Raw genomic sequence first — 21,880 nt, forward strand, 5'->3', positions numbered from 1 at the left:
CTCCCGGTCAGAAGCCCCGCTGGACGCCGACCGTCGCACCGTCCTTTACCTGGACGATCCAGACAGAATCCGAACCCAATCCCTCGTGGCTTTCCGCAGTATAGGTATAGGAGCCGCCAGCAAGTTTCAGCCCCTGAGTTTTTTCCATACCTTCGACCACCTTCGCCTTGTCGCCACCGGACTGCCGGATCGCTTCGGCATAGATGTGCACGGCGTCCCAGCCGATGATGTCGTAGATGGTGAGCGCGTAGTCCTCACCGTGGCGCTCCTTGTAGATGCGGCTGAGCTCCTGCTGCTCCGGCGTCACCTGGTCGGGCGCGTTCAGCGTCACCATGTAGACGCCCTCGGCCGCAGCCCCGGCACTCTTGATAATGGCGGCCGCGGCGACGCCCTGCGCTCCGATAATGGGCGCCGTGTTACCAAGCTGGGAACCGTTGCGCAGCGCCACCGACATCGTCGAACCCGACCCCCACAGTATGATCGCCTCCGGCTGTGCGCTGAGAACCTTCGTCCACTCGGCGGTCGTGTCACTCGCGCCGTAGTTGATCTTCTCGGCGGCAACGATCGGGATATTCATCTCCTTGGCCTCGGCTTCGAGGGCCGCATACGCCTCCGTGCCATAGGCATCGCCGGTATAGAGCACGGCGACATTCTTCGCGCCGAGCTTCTCGGAGGCGAACTTGAGCGCCGCACGCGTGTTGTCGGTGTCGCTCGTCTGGCAACGGAAGATATAGGGATTGTCGAGCTTTGTGATCGAAATGGTGTTCTGGAAACCGCACATCGGCACCTTGGTTTCCAAGAGCACCGGAGCGACGGCAAGGGCGTTGCTCCCTTGGTTCGGGCCGATGACACCGTAGACGCCCTCCTCCGCCAGTCGGCGGAAGTTCTGCACTGCGACGTCGGCGCGACTCTGGTCGTCACGTATGAGGAGTTCGATCTTGCGACCGTTTACGCCGCCATTGGCGTTGATGAACTCGGCTGCGGTCTTGATACTTTCGACGACGGGGATGCCCAGTGAGCTCGCCGGCCCGCTCAGCGGCTCAGACACACCGAGCTTGATCGCCTCCTCCTGTGCATGCGCCCAGCCGATCGATGCCACTACGCCGACGGCGAACCATCCGGCAGACCAACGGGATAAGCCCTGCATCCCAACCTCCCTTTTGAATTGTTTTTTCGTCCCAACGGTGAAATGATGCGACGCCTCCTCATCGATAACAGATACCAACATTGTGTGATGTGTGATCACAAGTCAAGCGATGGCGACGGCTGCTTAGCCCTGGGCGTCGGAAAAAATTAACTTGCCATAACAACGCGGCTGCGGCATATGTGTGATCACAGATCGCAGTTTTGGGAGGAATAGCGTGCCTATACGTTTGCCCGATGAGGTCGTGCAGATTCGCGACACCGTCCGTGGATTCATCGATGATGTAGTCGAGCCCCACGCACAGCATATCGACCGGATGAACGAGATCCCGGAGATCGTCTTTGAGAAGGCGCGTGAGCTCGGCCTGTTCGGCTTTTCGATTCCGGAGGAGTTTGGCGGATTGGGCACGAGCGAGCTCGTCTCCTCCGTCGCCGTGGAGACCATGAGCTACGGCCCGGGCGGCGTGACCTTCTTCGTCGCGCCAAGCGCTCCGGCGGCCGCCATCAACCTCGTCGGCCGCCAGGATCAGCGACAGAAATATCTCCCGGGCCTTGCCGCCGGAGAGCGGTTCGCCGCCTTCTGCCTCAGCGAGGCAGGTGCGGGCTCGGATGCCGCCGGCATCAAGACGAAGGCAGTGCGGGAAAACGGAAAGTGGAGGATCAGCGGGACCAAGCTCTGGATCAGCCGCGCCGTCAAGGCCGACGTCTTCTTCGTGTCGGCCGTGACCGACCCGTCCAAGGGTGCCAAGGGCGGCATCACGATATTCATCCTCGACAAGCGCAAAGGCATCAATGTCGGCAAGCCGGAATGGCAGCTCGGCGGCCGCGGCTCGGGCAGCGCGGAGGTCAACTTCGATGAGGTCGAGGCCGCAGATGACGAGGTGCTCGGTGAAATCGGCTTCGGCTTCGATTCCCTGAAGTTCATCCTCGGTCGCGCCCGGCTCTGGGCGGCCGCGCGCGCCGTCGGCATCATCGGACGATCTCTTGAACTGAGCCTCGCCCATGCCGAAAACCGCGTGCAGTTCGGCAAGAAGATCGGCGAGTTCCAGGCGATCAAGCACAAGATCGCCGATATGTCCGCGGACCTCTATACGGCCCGGCTCCTGCTCTACCAAGCGGCCGAGCTCTTCGACGAAGGCCGCGATGCTGCGCAGGAGGCGGCCTATGCCAAGCTGTTCTGCAGCGAGGCCGCAGGCCGCGCAGCGGATGCGGCCATCCAGATCCATGGCGCGATGGGCGTTTCGCAGGAGTTTGGCGTTGAGCGCCTGTTCCGTGACGCCCGCTCCTACCGCATTCTCGACGGCACCTCGGACATCCAGCGCGGAATGATCGCAAGCCGCGTTCAGAAGACCGGTCTCGGCATCGGCCTTGCCCCCGGGGGGCTGTCGTGATGGCGATCGACAGGGAAGTGATCGAAGTCGATGTCTGTGTCGTCGGCGCTGGCGGCGCCGGCCTGCGGGTGGCGCACGAAGCTGCGCTCTGCGGCGCGGACACGCTGGTGATGACAAAGGGCCGCATTGCCGTTTCCGGCGCCACCGCCGTCGGCCTGGCCTCATCGGCGGGCTTCGCCGTCCCGGACGGGTCGGGCGACCCGGAAGACAACGAGGATGTCCACTACAACGACATCATGACCGCCGCGCAGGGCTGCGCGGATCCGAAGCTCGTCCGCATCCTCGTCAGCGAAGCCGTCGACGCGGTCGCCGACCTCGACCGGTGGAACATCGACTTCATCCGCGATCCCGAGAGCGGCAAGCCGCTCGTCGCGCAGGGCGATTTCGCCTCGCGGCCGCGAAACCGCAAGATTTACCATCACGGCAAACCGATCACCGTCGCCCTGAAGCGCGAGAACGCGAAACTCGGCGTGAAGGCGCTGGAGCAGACCGCCGTATTGAGCCTCATTCATGGTCCGCGCGGCGTCGAAGGCGTGATCGCCGTCACCAAGGACGGAACCTTCCTTGAAATCCGCGCCGGGGCAACGGTGCTCACGACCGGCGGCGCGGGCCAGCTCTTCAAGCACAGCCTCATGCCACCGGACATTACCGGCGATGGCTATGCACTGGGCTATCGCGCCGGGGCGCCGCTCGCCAATATGGAGTTCATGCAGGCCGGCTTCGGCACGGTGAAGCCGGCCTTGAACATGCTTTACACCTGGTTCTGGGCAGGCCTGCCCTCCTTCGTCGACAAGAACGGCAAGCCGGTGGTCGAAGACACGGTGCCCCCATCGGCCGACATCGAAGCGGCGATGCTCAAGAAGGTCGATCACTATCCCTTCAGCTCCTCCGACGCCTCACGCTGGCTGGAGATCGCGACGAAGAACGCTATGCGCCAGGGTCGCGCCGACGAGCATGACGGCTTCTACCTCGACCTGCGCGGCACCAAGCCGGACAAGATTCCGCAGAAGGGCTTCGTTCAGCTCTGGAACGTGTCGAAGGACTGGCTCCTCAAGAAGAACATCGACGTCGACGAACAGCCGCTTCGTGTCGGCCTTTTCGGCCACGCGATCAATGGTGGCATCGTCATCGACGAGCATGGCCAGACCGCTGTGCCGGGTCTTCTGTCGGCAGGCGAGAACGCCGCCGGCCCCTATGGGGCAGACCGGCCGGGCGGCAACATGCTGCTGAACTGCCTGGTTTTCGGCAAGCGCGTAGGAAAGCACGCCGCCGAGGTCGCCAAGGCCCGCGGCCGTATCGCTAGCGCCGAGGCCAATGGCCTCCTCGAAGACGTGGCGGCCCAACAGTCACGCAGCGGCAAACGTTCGATCAAGGAAGCGCATACGGAGATCAAGCAGACGATGAGCGATCATGCGCTGGTCGTCCGCAATGCGGAAGGTCTGGAGCAGGCGCAACGCAAGCTCGGAATGCTCGCCGACGCCATGACCTCCGGTGACTTTGCGATCAAATCCCGCAAGGACCTGGTCGATTTCTACGAGGCGCGCAATCTCGTCGACGTCGGCCGGGCCATGTGCGCGGCCGCCAGCCTGCGCAAGGAGACACGCGGCAGCCATTACCGGGAAGATGCGCCGCAAGCCGATCCGGGCATGGCCCGGCCGATCATCATCCGCTTGAACGACAAGGGTGCGCCGCAGGCCGAGTTCGGCGCCTTCCGATCATGAGCGGCACGCCCGTGCGTTGGACCATCGACGGCAGTTGCGCCCGCATCTGGCTCTGCCGGCCAGAGGTGCTGAACGCCCTGAACGAGGAGAGCTATATCGGGCTCGCCCGCGCGTTCGACGCAGTCGAGGAGAACGACGCGGTGAGCGTCGCCGTCATCGACGGCGGCGGCTGCCGCGCCTTCTCGGCCGGCGCAGACCTGAAATTCATGCGCGGCCTTTCAGGCGCCAAACTGCGCCGCTTCATTGAACTTAGCTGGCGCATTGGCGAGCGGATCGCGCGGTCGAGTGTGCTCACGATTGCCCGATTGAACGGCTATACGCTTGGCGGCGGGGCGGAGCTCGCGCTTGCCTGCGACCTTCGGGTCGCGGCAGCGGATACGGCGATCGGCTTTCCCGAGATGACCTATGGCAGCGTGCCCGGTTCGGGCGCCGCACAGCGACTGCAAACGCTAATCGGCCCGGCACGTGCCATCGAGATGATGGTCGGAGGGCGGCGTTTCTCGGCGTCCGAGGCGCACACGATCGGCCTGGTCAACGCCGTTGCCGACAGCCAGGCCGATGTCGACGCCTGGCTCTCCCCATTCCTGTCCCGTCCGCGCGAAGCGATCGCGTATATGAAGGCCGCGATGTTGCTGAAGAACGAGCCCCATGCGGCGGCGGCCTTCCATGGGCTCATCAGTGCGACACGGCAGGCGGACGCCGACTATCGCGCACGCACGCAGGCCTTCGACCGGGAGCACGGGTGATGGGAGATAAAGTGACCAAAAGCAAGATCATGCCCGTAGAGGACGCCGTCGCGCTCATCAAGTCCGGCATGACATTGGCGGTCGGGGGCGCCGGCGGCGTCCAGGAACCCGACGCGTTGATCGAAGCGCTGGTGGAACGATTCAAGCGAACCGGAGAGCCGCGCGACCTCGTCGAAATTCATGCGATACGGACGGGCGAGATCGAGGGGCGCGGCACTAGTCTTTTCGGCGCAAAAGGCCTCGTCCGCCGCATGATCGGCGGCTCCTTCTGGCCCGTCGGGGTACCGGAATTGATCCGCCGCATCAATGCCGACGAGATGGAGGCCTACAATTTCTCGATCGGCGTCATCTACGCCATGCTCGAAGCGGCGGCCGCGAAAAGGCCGGGCGTCGTCAGCCGCGTCGGCCTCGGCACGTTTCAGGACCCGGACCGCGGCGGCGGAGCGCTCAACGCGATCTCGCGGGAAAAGCTCGTCCAGGCAATCGAGATAGAGGGCGAGCGACTTCTCTACTACAAGGCACCGGCCGTCGATGTCGCCCTTATCCGCGCGACATCGGCCGATGCCGACGGCAACCTGACATTCGAGGAAGAGCCAGCCCTGATCGGCGGGTTGCTGTTGGCGCAGGCCGCGCGCGCAAACGGCGGCAAGGTGATCGCGCAAGTCAAGCGGATCGCGTCGCCCGGCTCTTTGCGCCCGCACGACGTGCGCGTACCCGGCGTGCTGGTCGATGCGGTCGTGGTAAGCGAGGGCCAGCGCCAAATTACGCACTGCTTCTATGACCCGACATTGACAGGCGAGGAAACGCTGCCGCTTTCTGCCATCGAGCGCCGCCCGATGGATGCCGGGAAGGTCGTCATGCGGCGGGCCTTTCTCGAAGCGCAGAACGGAGATCTCCTTGCTATCGGCTTCGGCATCGCCGGCTTCCTCCCGGCGGTCGCGATCGAGGAGGACGTGTTCGATCTCGTCACCTTCACGATCGAACATGGCGTCTTCGGCGGAATCAACGGCTATGCCGCAGGTGGCAAGACCTTCCCGGTCGCCCACAATCCGGTCGCGATCCTCGAGGCGCCTGACCAGCTTCGTTTCTTTGCCGGCGGCGGTATCAATCGCGCCTTTCTTGGTGTCGGCGAGGTCGATGCCAAGGGCAACGTCAATGTCAGCCGCTTCGGCGAACGAATCCCCGGCGCCGGCGGTTTCGTCGAAATGACGCAGGGCATCGAGAACATCGTGTTCTGCATGGTCCTCGGCGACAAGGCGGCACGCAAGGTCGTCGTCGACGTCCAGGACATGACGTTCAACGCCGCCGAAGCGGCAAAGCGCGGTCAGAATATTCTCTATGTCAGCGAGAAAGCCGTGTTCCGGCTGACGGATCGCGGACTGACCCTCGTCGAGATCGCCCCGGGCCTTGATGTCGAGCGCGATATCCTCGCCCACCTCGGCACCGAAATCGCTGTCGCGGAAAACCTCCGGACGATACCCGACATCTGTTTCAGCGAAGAATGCATGGGCCTACGCGAGCGCTGGCTCGCAGGCAACCTCTACCGCGAGCATGCCCGATGAAGAAGCTTCTATCCGCACAGGACGCCATAGCGCTGATCGAGGACGGCGCGACCGTCGCTGTCGCCGGTACCGGTCCCGTCCTTGAACCAGACCTTCTGCTTTCGACACTGGAGCAGCGTTTTCTCGAGCAAGGCCATCCGAAGCACCTTTATCTCTTCAGTCCCATGCTTCCCGGCGACCGTCCCGGCGACGGAGGGTTCAACTGCTTCGCTCATCCAGGCATGCTCAGGAAGGTTTTCGGCGCCTCCTTCGCCAAGGCGCGGCATCCACGGTTCCTCGAACTGATGCGCGACGGCTCCGTCCAGGGCTACATCGCCGGCATGGGTATCATGATCCAGCTGCTGACCGCGATCGGCTCGGGTAAGCCGGGCGTTATCACCAAGGTCGGGCTCGGAACATTCATCGATCCTCGTCATGGTGGCGGCGCGATGAATGCGCAGTCGACTCAGCCGCCGGTCAAACTGATCGAGCTCGAAGGCGAGGAGTACCTCTTCTATCCGAGCCAGAAGATCGACGTCGCGCTCATCCGCGGCACGACGGCGGACGAGAACGGTTATATCAGCTTCGAGGAGGAGCCGAACACGCTCGGTGCCGTCGAAATGGCCATGGCGTGCAAGGCCTCTGGCGGCAAGGTAATCGTTCAGGTCAAGCGCGTTGCCCGCGCCAACAGCCTCGATCCCCGTTTGGTTCGGATCCCGGGAACGCTCGTGGATGCCGTCGTGGTCCATCCGACCCAGACCCAGGTCTCACCCGGCATGAGCGATCCCGCCCAGGGTTGGAACCCCTTCCTTGCCGGCGCACTCAAACATCCGCTGTCGGGCATTCAGCCTCTGCCGCTCTCGGCCGAGAAGATCATGCTCCGGCGTGCCGCCATGCACCTGAGGGAGGGCGACGTCATCAATCTCGGTGCCGGCGTCGCGACCCGCCTGCCGATCGTCGCCCTGGAAGAGGGCGTGCTCGACACCGTGACCTTCACCAACGAGCACGGCATCTTTGGCGGCCTGATGGCGACCGCGATCGGCGGGTCCTTCGTTCCCGCGCTCAATGCGGACGCGATCATGGATTCCGTCTTCCAGTTCAACTACTACGATGGCGGCGGCCTTGACATCACCTTCCTCGGGATCGGCGAAGTGGACGGCACCGGCAACCTCAACGTCAGCCGGTTCGGCCCGGAACTTAACGGACCCGGCGGCTTCATCAACATCACCTCGAAGACGAAACGCATCATATTCTGTGGCTCGCTGACCAGCGGCAAGCTGCGCAGCGAGATCGCCGATGGCCGCATGACCATCACGCAGGAAGGCAAGTTCCGCAAGTTCGTGAAGGCGGTCGAGGAAGTGACCTTCAACGCGCGGATGGCGTTCGAGCGCGGACAGGAGGTTCACTACATCACCGACCGCTGCTCGTTCCGGCTGGAGGCCGACGGCCCGGTGCTCACCGAAATCATGCCGGGTATCGATCTCGACCGGGACATACGCCAGCAGATGGGCTTCGAATTGAAGGTTTCGCCATCCCTTCGCGAAACACCGCAGGAACTACTAACCGACGGGCCGTTCGGCTTGAAAACTCACTGGGAGGTCGAGAATGATTGAAGCACCAGAACAGGTCGTACTGGGCTGCTGGTTCGAGGACTTTGTCGTTGGCGAGGAGCGCCTTTCGCCCGGCCGCACGATCGGGGAATCCGATCTCAACAATTTCGCGGGCCTCACCGGCGACTATAGTCAGGTCCACACGGACGAGGAATTCTGCAAGAAGACGGAATTCGGCACACGCATCGCGCACGGCCTGTTCGGCCTCGCCGTGGCGCAAGGCCTGATGTGGCGGACGAACTACACGCAGGGCACGGGCGTCGCATCCGTCGGCTGGGACAAGTACGCCTTCAAGGGGCCGATAAAGATCGGCGATACCGTCCGTGTCCGCTGGAAAGTGGTCCACAAGCGGGAGAGCAAGAGCAAACCGAACATGGGGCTCATCACGGAGTTCGTCGAACTGGTCAACCAGCGCGGTGAGGTCGTACAGAGCGGCGAGCATATCACGCTCATCCGGAGGCGTCCGAAATGAGCGCCCCGGATTTTCGCTACCTGACGGTCGAGACTGAAGGCGCCGTCGCGACCATCACGCTGAATCGGCCGGAGGTCCTCAATGCCTGCAATCCGGACATGCACCGGGAGGTCCAGGCGTCAATGGACTGGGTCGACCACGCCGAAGATATCAAGGTCGCGATCCTGACAGGGGCCGGACGGGCATTCTGTTCGGGTTCGGACTTGCGTGAAGTGTCGAAATTTCAGGGCGTGGAGGCCCAGCGTTACCTCCAGCTCGACTTCACGACCAAGAACCGCGTTGCGGCCTGCACGAAGCCCGTAATTGCGGCCCTGCATGGTCATGTGGCGGGCGGTGGCTTCGAGCTCGCGCTTGCCTGTGACATGCGTTTCGTGGCGGAGAACGTGCTTTTCTCTCTGCCGGAAATCAACATCGGGACCATTCCGGGATCGGGCGGTCTGCAGCGGCTTCCCTTGATAGTCGGCCTCGGCATCGCCAAGGAATGGGCGTTGACAGGGCGCCGGGTCGATGCCCAGGAAGCCTACCGGACCGGTCTGGCAAACCACGTCTATCCGCTGGAGTCGTTCCTGGGGGAGACGAAACGCTTTGCCCAGGACCTTGCCACCCGCAGCGGCAAGGCGCTGTTCCTTTCGAAGGTCGCCCTCGACCCGACCCCGCCGGCAAGCGCCGGCATGATCGGCGTCTATCACATGCTGGCCTCCGAGGCCTGCCACGACGATCCCGTCTATCGGGAAAGGGCGGGCGGTTTCGGCAAGAAAGCCGGTTGAGCATGAAGGCCGGGCCAAGCCCGGCCTTTCTCTTATGCGGCCGGCAGTGCACGAACCTCCTCGATCGTGCGGCGGATCGCGACGGAGATGATGGAGGTCGTCGAGTAGACAGCGATGTCTATGCCGCGCCTGCGCATCGCCGAAACCTCTTCGGCGCTCTTGGTGAAGATCATCGGCCTGCGGCCGACGCTGGTGATGTCGGAGACTACACCGTCGATCGCCTTCACGACTTCCGGATGGGCAGGATTGCCGGGGTGTCCCAGCGACATCGAAAGGTCCGCCGGGCCGATGAAGAGGGCGTCGATGCCGTCGAGCGCGGCAATGGCTCGGACATTCGGCAGGGCTTCGGCATCCTCGATCTGCGGGATAACCAAAGTTCGTTCTGCGGCATTGGCGATGTGTTCGGCGACGCTCGTCATGCCATGCCGCCCCGCCCTCGCCGTCGTCGCCATGCCGCGAATGCCGCGCGGGGCGTAGTGTGCGGCAGCCACGAGCGCCCGCGCATCAGCTTCGCACTTGACGTGCGGAACCACGACGCCTTCCGCGCCCGCATCGAGAATGCGAAGCACCTCACCCGCCGTCATGCCGACCGTCCTGACAATCACGGAAATTCCGGCCGCCTCCGCGGCGCGGATCTGGTTTTCTACAGATTCGACGCTTGACGCTCCGTGCTCGCTGTCGATGATGGCAAAGTCGAAACCCGCGTAGCCCAGCATCTCGACAACGGCGGGCGACGGAATCATCACAAAGGCCCCCAGCAGAGTCTCTCCGTTGCGAATGCGCGTTCTAAGACAAGGCTTCATAAAATCCTCCCAAATAAGCTTGCCAAAACCGTGATCTGTGATCACATATAAGATGAAGATGACGCGCTGTCCAGCAAATGCGCCGGCGCCAGGGAGGATGAGACGATGATGATGTTCAACTTGTCGGGGAAAACAGCAATCGTGACGGGAGGCAATGGCGGCATCGGTCTCGCCATGGCGGCAGCCCTCGGCGAAGCGGGTGCATCGGTTGCCCTTGTCGCGCGCGATGAGACCAAGGGCGCAAAAGCCGCCGCCGAGCTGGGCAACCGCGGCATCGATGCTGCCTTCTTTTCTGCCGACGTCGCCGTCGAGCAATCCGTCCGCGAGACTGTCGACGCAGTCGCGGCGCGGTTCGGCTCCGTGGACATCCTGGTCAACAATGCCGGGATCGCGATCCGCAAGCGGCCCGAGGACTATTCGCTCGCCGAATGGCACAAAGTCCTCGATACCAACCTGACGAGCGCCTTCCTCATGGCGCATGCCGCGTATCCCTATATGCGCCGGGCGGGCGCCGGGAAGATCGTCAATATCGGCTCGATCATGTCGTATCTCGCCGCGCCCTTCACGGTCGCCTATTCCGCCAGCAAGGGCGGCCTCGTGCAGCTGACGAAGGCGCTCGCCACTGCTTGGGCAGCCGACAATATCCAGGTCAACGCCATCCTGCCGGGATGGATCGATACCGACCTTACCGTCTCGGCCAGAGAGCAGGTCGATGGGCTAAACGACAACGTGATGCACAGGACGCCGGCTAAACGCTGGGGCTCGCCGGATGACTTCAAAGGCCCCGTCGTGTTTCTGTCCTCAAGCGCTTCCAATTTCGTGACCGGCACGCAGTTGCTAGTCGACGGGGGGTATTCCGCCCTCGCCTGAGCCCAGGGTCCCTCCGCCGCCCCCCTTGTCAGGTCGAGCCATATCCACTACTGTGATCACAGATATCTGATATCAGTTAGGAGAGTCAGAAAAGCAGGCTTTCATCGGGAGGAGAAATGATGAAGACATGCGATCTCATAAAAACCGGCATCACAGCCCTGTTCCTTGCGACATCGGTTCAGTTTTCGGCAGCGGCCCAGGACGCCATTCCTGACGTCGACACAGTGTGTCCCAATCCGACCCAGGCCAAGGGCTTCAAGACCTGCGCCGACATCGCCAAGGCTGAAGCCGAGGGCGAACTTGTCTTCTACGCAACCGACATCGAGAGCGGTACGGTCAAGGTTCTCCAGGATTTCGAGAAGCTCTATCCCAAGATCAAGACCAGTTACGTCCGCCTTCAGGCCGGTGCGCTCTATGCCCGTCTGCTCGCCGAGCGGCAGGGCCAGAGCTATCTCGCCGACATCTTCCAGATCGGCGACGTCGGCCTCGTCATGGATTTCCAGAAACGCGGCGGCTACGCCCGCTACGTCTCGCCGGAAATGACGGCCTACAAGGCCGAGTACAAGAGCAATCCCGAAGGCTATTGGACCTGGGCCGTACTGATGCCGGCCGGCCTCGCCTACAATCCGAAAATAACTCCGGATGACGAAGCACCGAAGGACTGGAACGACCTTCTCGACCCCAAGTGGAAGGGCGCCGTCAGCATGAAGTCGGCCAATTCCGGCATGCAGCACGTGACCTGGTATCAGATTCGGGAGCATGTGGCCCCTGACTACTGGGAAAAGTTTGCCGAGTTGGAGCCGCGTGCCTTCGATTCCATGGTCCAGCAGTTCGACCGTCTGGTAAACGGTGAAGACAAGGTGGCCATGACCGCGCAATACGCGGCCTATCTCGAATACCGGGCGAAGGGCGCCCCGATCGCCTTCGTCGCCCCCTCCTCCGGCCTTCCCTCAGGCCCCGAGGTCGTCGGTATCGTCAAGGAAGCGCCGCACGCCAACGCCGCGCGCCTTTTCCTCGACTGGTATCTATCAACGGAAGGGCAGAAGGCGTCCGTCGCGCACTGGTACTTCCATTCGCCGCGCGAGGACGTGGCGCCGCCTGAAGGCGCCCTGCCGCTGAGCAAGATGAAGCTGCTCTTCCCGGCCGACTGGCTGGCCTATGCGGCGACTAGGCCGGACTTCCTTCGCCAGATGCGCTCGATGTCCGGGCTCCAGTAAGCGGGGGAAGATCATTGGCTTTGCAATCTGTTGACGCCGACGCCGGGTTCGACCGGCGCGGCCTGGGCCTGACGTCGCAAGGGATCATCACGGCGGTGATCCTCATCATCTGCGGCGCCCTCGTGCTCTACCCTCTGTTCTTCCTTTTCGCGGAATCGCTGAACATTGGCGATCCGCAGGTCTTCCCGCCCGAGCGTATCGGGTTCGGAAACTACGTCGATATGCTGTTCGACTGGCGCATCATCGGCAACACGCTGAAGGTGGCGCTCTTCTCGACCGGCATCGCCGTCACGATCGGCTTCATCCTCGCCTGGATCCTGACGCGGACGGAAATCCCCGGGCGCGCCGTGCTGGAGCGGCTGATGGAGGTGCCGTTCTATGTCACGCCCCTCGTCGGGGCGCTTTCCTGGAGTATCCTGGCCGCGCCGCAGAGCGGCTTCCTCAACCAGGCATGGGCCTATTTCGGCGGCTCGAACCGCCTTATCGACGTCTATACCCCCATGGGTGTCGCCTGGGTCATGGCGCTCTTCGAAGGCAGCGTCGCCTTCGTCATGATCTCCGCGGCGATGAAGTCCATGGATCCGGCTCTCGAGGAAGGCGCACGCGTCATGGGCGCGAGCAAGCTGCGGACCATGATCACGGTCACCTTGCCGCTGGTCGCGCCCGGCGTACTCGGCGCGGCGATCTTCGTCTTCGCCGAGATGCTCGGCTCCTTTGCCGCCGCTCTGGTTCTCGGAATTCCCGGCCACTTCTATGTCATCACAACGGCGATCTGGGAGCTGACCCTTTCCTATCCGCCGGATTACGGCCGGGCCTCGGCCCTCGGCATCTCGCTCTTCGTCATCATGTTCGCGACATTGGCCCTCTACCGCTGGCTCGTCAGGAAGGATGCCTATTCCACCATTTCCGGAAAGGCGTTCCGGCCGCGCCGCATGCAGATGGGGCGATGGACATGGGTTCTGGCAGGCTTCTGCTGGCTCTATGTTGTCGTGGCGGTCGTGATGCCGCTCGGCGCGCTGCTCATCACGTCCTTCGAACGCTTTGCCACCGTGCTTTTGCACCAGGCGCAGTTCACCGCGCAGAACTATATCACGGCCTTCAGTCTCGCCTCCGTGCGCGACGCCATCGTCAACAGCCTTATCCTCGGCTTTGGCACGGCCACCGTCGGCGTCTTCGTGATGGTGCTGCTCGTCTGGATCATCTATCGCTCCCGCATGCCCGGGGCCGGCGTCATCGAATATGTCGTGATGTTCCCGCAGGCAGTGCCGCGCATGGTCTTCGGCCTTGCGATCCTCTGGGCCTGGCTCAACATGCCGGTCTCGCTCTACGGCACACTCTGGCTGCTCGGCATCGGCTACTTCACGGTGCTTCTGCCGCTCGGCGTGCGGACGCTTGCGGGTGTCGTGCTGCAAGTTGACAAGAGCTTGGAGGAATGCGCCCGCGTCTGCGGCGCGTCATGGACGCATCAGTTGCGCACGATCACGCTCCCGCTCCTCAAGCCCGGTATCCTGGCCGCCTGGCTGCTGCTCTTCATCGCCAGCGTCCGGGAACTCGGTGTCTCGATTTATCTCATGGGACCAAATTCCAAGGTCATCGCACCGGCCATCGTCAGCTCCTGGTCAAGCGCCGGAACGGAACTGACGGCCGCGATGGCGGTGATCCAGACCCTCACCATCTTCATCGCTGTCATGCTCATGTTTTGGGTGACCGCGCGTCTGTCAAAACAGGGAAATGAATCATGAAACAGGCAGAACGCATCGAGACCGTCACGGAAATGACCGCCGCTGCGCCCGTCGACGCGTCGCCAGAGCCCGCCAAGCCACCTCATATCGTGGTCTCCGATCTCGTCATCAAATACGGCGCCTATACCGCCGTCCACGGCGTGAGCTTCGACATCCCTAAGGGCGAACATCTCACGCTCCTCGGCCCGTCGGGCTGCGGCAAGACGACGACCCTGCGCTCGATCGCCGGCCTCGAACATCCGTTCAGCGGCGAGATCCTGATCGACGGACACCCTGTGTATTCCTCCAGCCGGCGCGTCAACGTGCCCACGGAACAGCGCGGCGTGTCGATGGTGTTCCAGTCCTATGCGATCTGGCCGCACATGACCGTCTTCGAGAACGTCGCCTATGGGTTGCGCGTAAGAAAGATATCGGCGGATGCCATTCGCGTGGCCGTCGAGAAATCGCTCGACCTCGTGCAGATGCGCCGCTACGCGGACCGCCCGGCGTCGCAGCTCTCCGGCGGACAGCAGCAGCGCGTCGCCCTTGCCCGCGCCATCGCCTTCGAACCCGCCGTAGTGCTGTTCGACGAGCCCCTCTCAAACCTCGACGCCAAGCTGCGCGGCGAGATGCGGGTGGAGCTCAAGGACCTGCAACGCACCCTCGGCATCAGCTCGGTCTATGTGACGCACGATCAGGAAGAGGCCTTCGCCATCTCCGATCGGGTCGTGATCATGAACGAGGGGCGGATCGAGCAGATCGGCGGTCCGCAGGACATCTACGACCGCCCGCGCAACAGCTTCGTCGCGGACTTCGTCGGCTCCGCCAATCTCATCAACGGCCGCGTGGACAAGGCAGCTTCAGGCGCCGACCACATCACGTTTCGGACGGAATCCGGGCTTTCGCTCAAGGCGCTGTCGCCGCGGCCGGTCAAGGGAGACGAGGCGCAGGTGGCGATCCGCACGGCCTATATCGGCCTCGGCGCGACGGCGACCAGCCACGCGAACCGCATCGAGGGCCGCGTGGCGCGTCGCATGTTCCACGGCGATTTTGTCCAGTACCTCATCGACTGGCCGGCCGGGCAGCTGGTCGTGCGCCGGCCGCCGGCGGAACTGATCGAGGAAGGCGAAACGGTCACGATCGCCTTCGATGCGGAACACTGTGTTCTGCTCGAAGCGTCCACAAGCTGAACAGCCGCAGCAAGGGAGGAGGAACCCTATGAGAAAATGCCTGACAGCAGGATTAATGGTGATGGCGACGATGGTCGTTTCACCGTCCTTTGCGCAGGAGGATGCGCGCGCCACCACCTGCTCCAATCCGGTGGAAATAAAAGGCTTCACGACCTGCGCGGACGTGGCCAGGGCCGAAGCGGAAGGTGCGCTCGTCCTCTATTCGCCCGCGCCCGAGCCGGGGACGGTCAAGATCCTGGAGGAGTTCAACAAGCTCTTCCCGAACATCAAGACGAGTTACGTCCGGCTCCAGACCGGCGCCCTCTACGCCCGCCTGATGGCCGAGCGCCAGGCAGGCAGTTATCTGGCCGACGTGCTGCATATGTCCGACCAGACGCTCGTCCACGACTTCCAGAACAAGAACGGTTTCGCGCCCTATGCCTCCCCGCAGCTGTCGCACTATGGCGCGGAATACAAGAGCCAGCCGGAGGGCCTGTGGACCTGGGGCGCAGTGATCATGGCGGGCTTTGCCTACAATCCGGCCTTCCTCAAGGCCGAAGAGGCGCCAAAAACCTGGGCCGAGATCGACAATCCTCGCTGGGACGGCGCCGTCAGCGTGAAATCGAGCAATTCCGGCCTCCAGTTCCTGACATGGGAGCTCGTCGGGCGGGCAAACGGCGGCGACGCCTTCTGGAAGAAATTCTCCGAACTCAAGCCGAAGGCCTTCGATTCCTACGTCCAGCAGTATGACCGTATCGTCAACGGCGACGACAAGCTGGCCGTGACAGCGCAATATTCCGGCTATCTGCTCTATCACAAGAAAGGCGCGCCGATGGAATTCGTCGCGCCCAGCGACGGCTTGCCGGCCGGCCCTGAAATCTGGGGCGTGACGAAGGAGGCTCCTCACCCCGAAGCGGCCCGCCTCTTCCTCGATTGGTTCCTCTCGCCGCTGGGGCAGAAAGTCCAGGCGGAGAATATTTTCCTGCATTCGCCTCGCACCGATGTCGATCCGCCGCCCGGCGGCGCGCCCATCGCCGAGCTCAAGCTGATGTTCCTGAAAGAATCCCCCGAGCTGCTCTCCCGGCGGAAGGAATTCGTCCGCATGTGGAGCACCATGAGCGGACTGCGTTGACAATACCCGCCGGCCGCCGCCCTTCACCATCGGCGGCCGGTTCCTCCAATCCTGTGCGAGACCGCAATGCAGCCGATCATGAGCGAATTCCGAACGGCCTTCATCGGCGCTGTCATTGTCGCTCTCGGCTCCATAAGCATGTCGATCTACACGCCGGCCATGCCGCTCCTGGTTGACGAATTCTCGACTTCCGTGGCGGCCGTCCAGTTCACGCTGACCATCTATCTTGCGGGTTATGCTGCCGCCATTCTCGCCTGCGGCTCGCTCTCCGACGCCTTCGGCCGGCGGCGAACGGCGATCGGTTTCTTGGTCGTCTACCTGATCGGATGCGTCGTCGCGCTAGCGGCGTTCACAGTGGAGCTCCTCACGGCCGCGCGGCTGCTTCAGGGCATCGGGGCGGCCGCTGGAGTCTCGATCTCACGAGCGATCGTGCGCGACCAATACCACGGGCAGATATCGATGCGCATCATGAGCCTGATCGGCCTCATATTCGCCGTCGGCCCGGCTGTGGCGCCGACCTTGGGCGGAGCGATCCTCTCGGCGTTCGGCTGGCACGCGCTCTTCATCATGATGGCAGGCTACTCGGTCTTCGCGCTCGCTGTCATCGTCCTCCTATGCCGGGAGACGAACCTCATGCGCAGTTCCGACATGGTGAGACCGGCAGTGGTGATGCGGACCTATCGCGCGATCCTCATGAACCGCCACTTCTTGCACGGTAGCCTCGTTCTGGGCCTTTCGGTCGGGGGCATCTATACTCTTGCGGTCGTGCTTCCGTTCGTCCTCGTCGAGACCGTCAAGCTGACGCCGACGCAGTTCGGCATGGCAATGATCTTGCAGACCGGCGCCTATGTCATCGGCAGCGCGATCGCTGCGCGGCTCCTCAGGCAGATCCGAGGCGAGGATCTGCTAACGGCCGGCATCGGGATCGTGGCTGCGGCGAGCATCGCGCTCGCCGGCAGCGGTCTCCTCCACACGACACTGTGGACAGTGATGCTGCCTGTCGGGCTATGGGCCTTCGGCGCCGCCTTCATCATCCCGGGCGCAACCACGCTCGCGCTTGCAGAATTTCCCCACGCAGCCGGCGCCGCATCGGCCATGACTGGCTTCATGCAGATCGGCGGCGGCCTCGTCGGATCTCTACTGGTTGCACTTCTCCTCGCGGCTCCGTCGGCGGCCTTCTACACCATCCTTCCCGCGATGGCCTTCGCCGCCGCGGCCTGCCGCCTTGGTTACCTTCTCCGGGTGTGATCGCCTCGGTGAGCTTGTACGCAGTTTCCGCCTTTGGCGTTCTTACCTTTGCGTCCGTAAGCACTCTGGCGCCCCGCTGATACCCGCATTTTCCATTTTTGATACCCGCATTCGTACCCGCTTTTCGCCGGGTTTCGGCGGTAAGTGGTAGAAACGTGGGCATTGGTCAGGGTGCTTGGGAAAAGCTTATGGCGGACAGAGAGGGATTCGAACCCTCGATACGCTTTCACGTATACACGCGTTCCAGGCGTGCGCCTTCAACCACTCGGCCACCTGTCCATCCTTAAACAGCCGATGGTCAGCCCGGCTGGATGGGGGAAGAGCGAAGCTCCACCGACGTGCGCCGGACGAACCGGCGGACGGGCGCGATATATACCGATGATCTGCGCGGGATCAACTGGTTTCTGACAGTTTATTGACATCTTGCGAAATGGCGTCGGCGAAGCCAACCATTGCGCTCGCAACTTGCGGCGCTTATCTGTGGCGCATAAGCGTAATTGATCGGAAAAACGCGTGTCGGGCGCGTATCTGGAGCGTAGCGGGCCACGGCGGCCGAAAGGACGAAGATGCGGTTGCTGCTGAGGCTTGCAAGCTTTCTCGTGCTTACGGTGGCGGTGCTCGTCGGGACCGTCGACGCGATCCAGTCGGTTGCGGCTTCGGCGCCGGCTATGACCTCGCTCGCTGATGCCATGTCCGTCCTCGGCCCGGATGCGCTCAACTGGGTGCACGCACTGCAGCGCACGGATGCCGGGCCGGCCATATGGTTGGCGGGGCTGCAATGGCTGCTCGCCCGACCCGCCTTCGCGGTGCTCCTGGTACTCGCCCTGCTCCTCTGGATGGCAGGCTACAAGAAACGCCCCGCCGCGGGCCGATTTGCCGCCTGATTTCGACTACAGCGCCGTGCATCTTATCAGAAGCGCAATGGACGCTGTGGCACTTTGAATTGCTGCATGTTTCCTTAAATCGGCTTCGGTTTAAGGAAACATGCAGCAGCCCGTCATCGACGCGTTCCGCGCGCACGAAAGGAACCGGAGATGTTTCTGATCGACATGTTCAAGAAGAAGACGATCCTGCCCGATGCGCAGACGGCGCTCCGCGGACGCGAGGAGGAAATCCCGACGGCGGAGACGCATTTCGTCTCCGGACGTCCGCTGAAGGGCCCCTACCCCGAAGGCATGAAGAGGGTGCTTTTCGGCATGGGCTGCTTCTGGGGCGCCGAGCGGCTGCTCTGGAACATCCCCGGCATCTATGTCACCGCCGCCGGCTATTCCGGCGGGCTGACGCCGAACCCGACCTATCAGGAGACGACGACCGGGCTCACCGGGCATGCGGAGGTCGTGCTTGTCGTCTACGACCCGGCCAAGGCTTCCTTCGCAATGCTGCTCAAGACCTTCTTCGAGGAACACGACCCGACCCAGGGCATGCGGCAGGGCAACGACATCGGCACGACATATCGCTCGGCGATCTATGTCTATGACGAGGAGCAGCTTCGCGAGGCGGAGGCTGCCCGCGACGCCTTCCAGAAGGCGCTGACGGCTTTCAATCATGGTGGCCAGATCACCACCGAAATCGGCATGGCCGGACCGCTCTACTTTGCCGAGGACTATCACCAGCAATATCTGGCCAAGAACCCCGATGGCTATTGCGGCCTTCGCGGCACCGGCGTCAGCTGCCCGATCGGCCGCTAGGTCTGTTTTCGCGCTATTGCATGTTTCCTTGGATCGTGGCCGAGCGAGAATAAAACCATGCAGCAATTCAAAGTGCCACAGCGTGCTTTTCGCGTCTGATAAGACGCGCGGCGCTGCAGGCACGGCGCACCGATTTGCTCCTTGAGTCCGGCGCCCGGCGGCCCCTCGCCGGGCGTCGGCATCTTTTTTACCATCCGAAAAATTTTGAGTGTTTTTTTGCGGAAGCCGTGCAAGGATGCGCCCACCCAAGCCTTAACAAGAGAGGGGCGGGTCGCGCGGACAGGCTCGTGGGGGCTGCCGGCAGACCCGATAAGATCAATAGCGACAATAGGGCTGCACGATGAAAAAAACCATTCTCGGTCTCTTTGCTTTCTCCATGATGTCCGCGACGGCACTGGCCGCCGACATCAAGCCGGCGATCATCTACGATCTCGGCGGCAAGTTCGACAAATCCTTCAACGAAGCGGCTTTTAACGGCGCCGAAAAGTTCAAGGCCGAATCAGGCATCGAATACCGCGAGTTTGAAATCGCCAACGACGCTCAGCGCGAACAGGCGCTGCGCCGCTTTGCCAGCGACGGCAACAGCCCGATCGTGATGGCCGGATTCAACTGGGCGGCATCGCTCGAGAAGATTGCCGTGGAATACCCGGACACGAAATTCGCGATCATCGACATGGTGGTCGAAAAGCCGAACGTCAAATCGATCGTGTTCAAGGAGCAGGAAGGCTCCTATCTCGTCGGCGTGCTCGCCGGTCTCGCCTCCAAGTCGAAGACCGTCAGCTTCGTCGGCGGCATGGATATCCCGCTGATCCACAAGTTCGCCTGCGGCTATGTCGGCGGTGCCAAGTCGGTCGGCGCGGACGTCAAGGTGCTCGAGGCCTATACCGGCACGACGCCGGACGCGTGGAACGATCCCGTCAAGGGCGGTGAAATCGCCAAGTCGCAGATCGACCAGGGCGCGGATGTCGTCTATCACGCCGCCGGCGGCACCGGCGTCGGCGTGTTGCAGGCGGCAGCGGATGCCGGCAAGCTCGGCATCGGCGTCGATTCCAACCAGAACATGCTGCAGCCGGGCAAAGTGCTGACCTCGATGCTGAAGCGCGTCGATGTCGCCGTCTACGACGCCTTCATGGCGGCGAAGGACGACAAGTTCGAGTTCGGTATTTCCAACCTCGGCCTCAAGGAAGATGGCGTCGGCTACGCGCTGGACGACAACAACAAGGCCCTCATCACGCCCGAAATGCACGATGCGGTCGAAAAGGTGAAGGCCGACATCATTGCCGGCAAGGTCCAGGTGCACGACTACATGAGCACCGAATCCTGCCCCTACTGATTGCGGTGACCTGACATCAAAAGGCCGCCTGCTTCAAGCGAAGCAGGCGGCCTTTTCGTTTCCGGCGGAGCGGCATGAAGCGGCTTCCGTCAGTAATGCGGCGGGCGGGTCACCGGAACCGCATCACGCGCCTGCTCCTCGAGGCTCAGGAAGCGCTCCGTCAATCGGTCGAGCTTCGCCCTGGTCTGTTCGACCACCTTCCACTGTTCGGCCAATTGGTCCGAAAGCTCCTCGATGGTCTTCGCCTGGTGCGCCAGCATTTCTTCCAGACGTACGATCCGGCTTTCTTTGTCACTCATGCCGTCCTCCATCGCATTCGTTTCAACTTGTCGGCGCCCGATGCGAGCGGAAAGCCTGCGCGGGATTTCGGCGCAGATTGTCCAAGTCACTGGCCCTGTCAAGCAATGGCCTCACGCGCCGGCCGCCGCTTTGTGAGCCACCGAGAAGCCTGGGTCACGTGCCGAAAGCATCTTGTGGAGATGCACCATCACGCCGGCGGCGAAGAGCGGTGTCAGCAGGTTCAGCAGCGGCACCGCCAGGAAGGCCGCCAGCACGAGCCCCGCGAGAAACACGGTCGAGCGGTGTTTGGTGCGAAAAAGCCGCGCCTCCGCGGGCGGGCGGTAGCGCATGGCGGCGAACTCGAAAAACTCCCGCCCGAGCAGATAGCCGTTGACGAGGAAGAAGGCGATGAGATTGACGCCCGGCACCAGCAGCAGCAGGAGGGCGATGATGTTGCCGATGACCACGACGCCGAGGAATTTCGCCGATCCGGTCATCGCCTCCACGAGCGGCAGCGGCTTGCCGGGCGCGCCATCGGGATAGTCACGCGTCTCGATCACCTCGGCGACGTCATCGAGGAAGAAACCGGCAATGAGGGCGGTGACCGGCGCTAGCAGAAGGGCGAGCGCCAGGGCCAGGCCGAGGCTCGCGAAGATGCCTACGACGAATGTGAGCCAGCCGGCCCAGTCCGGCATGCCCGGCATCAGCGCGTCGATCCAGGGCAGAGCGAGCCAGACGAACAGTTCGCGGAGCGCGAACCAAAGGGCGATGAGCGCGAGCAATGTCAGGCCGAGCACCTTCCAGAAGACCGAGCGGGTCTCCGCCGCAAAGAGGTTTGCGAAGGCAAGTCGCGCCGCATCCATAATCATGACCGCTCTCCATCGACAGCAAGGTGGCTCAGCGGCATGTAGGCAGATCCGTTGGAAACAACAAGACAGACAGCAGTTTCAGCCGCCGATCTGCGATTGCGTTGCAAGCCGCGCCGCATCGTGCCGCCTCGCTGCCGGCAAAAATCGCCTGGGTCATTGC

20 protein-coding genes and 1 tRNA gene are annotated in these 21,880 nt (G+C 62.9%); 16 read left to right on the plus strand and 5 right to left on the minus strand.

Features of this window, described 5'->3' with window-relative positions:
* Positions 1-7: 7 nt before the first annotated feature.
* On the minus strand, positions 8-1,147 hold the full coding sequence (locus ILFOPFJJ_RS15185; protein WP_173511336.1) for an ABC transporter substrate-binding protein: 1,140 nt from the start codon (positions 1,145-1,147) through the stop codon (positions 8-10).
* Positions 1,148-1,361: 214 nt separating this feature from the next.
* Here ILFOPFJJ_RS15185 and ILFOPFJJ_RS15190 point away from each other — a divergent pair, with 214 nt between their 5' ends.
* Genes ILFOPFJJ_RS15190 through ILFOPFJJ_RS15220 form a run of 7 tightly spaced genes read left to right on the plus strand, consistent with a single transcriptional unit; the run spans position 1,362 to position 9,391 of the window.
* Positions 1,362-2,534, plus strand: a complete 1,173-nt coding sequence (locus ILFOPFJJ_RS15190) for an acyl-CoA dehydrogenase family protein (protein ID WP_173511337.1) — start codon at positions 1,362-1,364, stop codon at positions 2,532-2,534.
* A complete protein-coding gene (locus ILFOPFJJ_RS15195; protein WP_173511338.1) occupies positions 2,534-4,255 on the plus strand; it encodes an FAD-binding protein in 1,722 nt (573 codons plus the stop codon). The genes ILFOPFJJ_RS15190 and ILFOPFJJ_RS15195 overlap by 1 nt, the downstream gene beginning before the upstream one ends.
* Positions 4,252-5,001: an enoyl-CoA hydratase/isomerase family protein gene (locus ILFOPFJJ_RS15200; RefSeq protein ID WP_173511339.1), complete on the plus strand. Its 750-nt coding sequence runs from the start codon at positions 4,252-4,254 to the stop codon at positions 4,999-5,001. The genes ILFOPFJJ_RS15195 and ILFOPFJJ_RS15200 overlap by 4 nt, the downstream gene beginning before the upstream one ends.
* Positions 5,002-5,012: 11 nt before the next feature.
* Positions 5,013-6,563, plus strand: coding sequence for a CoA-transferase (locus ILFOPFJJ_RS15205; protein ID WP_173511340.1), 1,551 nt, complete (start codon positions 5,013-5,015; stop codon positions 6,561-6,563).
* A complete protein-coding gene (locus tag ILFOPFJJ_RS15210) occupies positions 6,560-8,155 on the plus strand; it encodes an acyl CoA:acetate/3-ketoacid CoA transferase (protein ID WP_173511341.1) in 1,596 nt (531 codons plus the stop codon). Before ILFOPFJJ_RS15205 ends, ILFOPFJJ_RS15210 begins: the two co-directional genes overlap by 4 nt.
* A complete protein-coding gene (locus ILFOPFJJ_RS15215) occupies positions 8,148-8,624 on the plus strand; it encodes a MaoC family dehydratase (protein ID WP_210267424.1) in 477 nt (158 codons plus the stop codon). Before ILFOPFJJ_RS15210 ends, ILFOPFJJ_RS15215 begins: the two co-directional genes overlap by 8 nt.
* Positions 8,621-9,391: an enoyl-CoA hydratase/isomerase family protein gene (locus ILFOPFJJ_RS15220; RefSeq protein ID WP_173511342.1), complete on the plus strand. Its 771-nt coding sequence runs from the start codon at positions 8,621-8,623 to the stop codon at positions 9,389-9,391. Before ILFOPFJJ_RS15215 ends, ILFOPFJJ_RS15220 begins: the two co-directional genes overlap by 4 nt.
* A 32-nt stretch (positions 9,392-9,423) precedes the next feature.
* On the opposite strand, the gene ILFOPFJJ_RS15225 is transcribed toward ILFOPFJJ_RS15220, so the two are convergent.
* Positions 9,424-10,194: an HpcH/HpaI aldolase family protein gene (locus ILFOPFJJ_RS15225; RefSeq protein ID WP_173511343.1), complete on the minus strand. Its 771-nt coding sequence runs from the start codon at positions 10,192-10,194 to the stop codon at positions 9,424-9,426.
* 105 nt (positions 10,195-10,299) lie between these two features.
* Between ILFOPFJJ_RS15225 and ILFOPFJJ_RS15230 the strand changes: the two genes are divergently transcribed.
* From ILFOPFJJ_RS15230 to ILFOPFJJ_RS15255, 6 genes are all read left to right on the plus strand, one after another.
* Complete coding sequence (locus tag ILFOPFJJ_RS15230) at positions 10,300-11,064, plus strand: SDR family NAD(P)-dependent oxidoreductase (RefSeq protein WP_173511344.1); 765 nt, start codon at positions 10,300-10,302, stop codon at positions 11,062-11,064.
* Positions 11,065-11,180: 116 nt separating this feature from the next.
* Positions 11,181-12,281: an ABC transporter substrate-binding protein gene (locus ILFOPFJJ_RS15235; RefSeq protein WP_173511345.1), complete on the plus strand. Its 1,101-nt coding sequence runs from the start codon at positions 11,181-11,183 to the stop codon at positions 12,279-12,281.
* A gap of 14 nt (positions 12,282-12,295) precedes the next feature.
* The gene (locus tag ILFOPFJJ_RS15240) at positions 12,296-14,023 is read left to right on the plus strand and encodes an ABC transporter permease (protein WP_173511346.1); all 1,728 of its coding nucleotides are present in this window, start codon (positions 12,296-12,298) and stop codon (positions 14,021-14,023) included.
* Positions 14,020-15,192, plus strand: a complete 1,173-nt coding sequence (locus tag ILFOPFJJ_RS15245) for an ABC transporter ATP-binding protein (protein WP_173511347.1) — start codon at positions 14,020-14,022, stop codon at positions 15,190-15,192. The genes ILFOPFJJ_RS15240 and ILFOPFJJ_RS15245 overlap by 4 nt, the downstream gene beginning before the upstream one ends.
* A gap of 61 nt (positions 15,193-15,253) precedes the next feature.
* The gene (locus tag ILFOPFJJ_RS15250; RefSeq protein WP_173511348.1) at positions 15,254-16,303 is read left to right on the plus strand and encodes an ABC transporter substrate-binding protein; all 1,050 of its coding nucleotides are present in this window, start codon (positions 15,254-15,256) and stop codon (positions 16,301-16,303) included.
* Between the two features lie 78 nt (positions 16,304-16,381).
* On the plus strand, positions 16,382-17,551 hold the full coding sequence (locus tag ILFOPFJJ_RS15255) for a multidrug effflux MFS transporter (RefSeq protein ID WP_173511349.1): 1,170 nt from the start codon (positions 16,382-16,384) through the stop codon (positions 17,549-17,551).
* Between the two features lie 189 nt (positions 17,552-17,740).
* Here the strand turns inward: ILFOPFJJ_RS15255 and ILFOPFJJ_RS15260 are convergent.
* A tRNA-Ser gene (locus ILFOPFJJ_RS15260) sits at positions 17,741-17,830 on the minus strand.
* A 287-nt stretch (positions 17,831-18,117) separates the two neighbouring features.
* Between ILFOPFJJ_RS15260 and ILFOPFJJ_RS15265 the strand changes: the two genes are divergently transcribed.
* From ILFOPFJJ_RS15265 to ILFOPFJJ_RS15275, 3 genes are all read left to right on the plus strand, one after another.
* Positions 18,118-18,435 (plus strand): hypothetical protein, encoded by a 318-nt coding sequence (locus tag ILFOPFJJ_RS15265; protein ID WP_173511350.1) that lies wholly within the window; start codon positions 18,118-18,120, stop codon positions 18,433-18,435.
* A gap of 150 nt (positions 18,436-18,585) precedes the next feature.
* Positions 18,586-19,239, plus strand: coding sequence for a peptide-methionine (S)-S-oxide reductase MsrA (msrA, locus tag ILFOPFJJ_RS15270; RefSeq protein WP_173511351.1), 654 nt, complete (start codon positions 18,586-18,588; stop codon positions 19,237-19,239).
* Positions 19,240-19,579: 340 nt separating this feature from the next.
* A complete protein-coding gene (locus ILFOPFJJ_RS15275) occupies positions 19,580-20,572 on the plus strand; it encodes a BMP family lipoprotein (protein WP_173511352.1) in 993 nt (330 codons plus the stop codon).
* Between the two features lie 89 nt (positions 20,573-20,661).
* Here the strand turns inward: ILFOPFJJ_RS15275 and ILFOPFJJ_RS15280 are convergent, their stop codons facing one another.
* Positions 20,662-20,871: a SlyX family protein gene (locus ILFOPFJJ_RS15280; RefSeq protein ID WP_173511353.1), complete on the minus strand. Its 210-nt coding sequence runs from the start codon at positions 20,869-20,871 to the stop codon at positions 20,662-20,664.
* Between the two features lie 111 nt (positions 20,872-20,982).
* Positions 20,983-21,720: a sulfate transporter family protein gene (locus ILFOPFJJ_RS15285; RefSeq protein ID WP_173511354.1), complete on the minus strand. Its 738-nt coding sequence runs from the start codon at positions 21,718-21,720 to the stop codon at positions 20,983-20,985.
* Between the last annotated feature and the right edge of the window lie 160 nt (positions 21,721-21,880).

It is taken from the genome of Sinorhizobium psoraleae, from assembly GCF_013283645.1.
In the GTDB taxonomy this organism is placed as follows: Bacteria; Pseudomonadota; Alphaproteobacteria; order Rhizobiales; family Rhizobiaceae; genus Sinorhizobium; species Sinorhizobium psoraleae.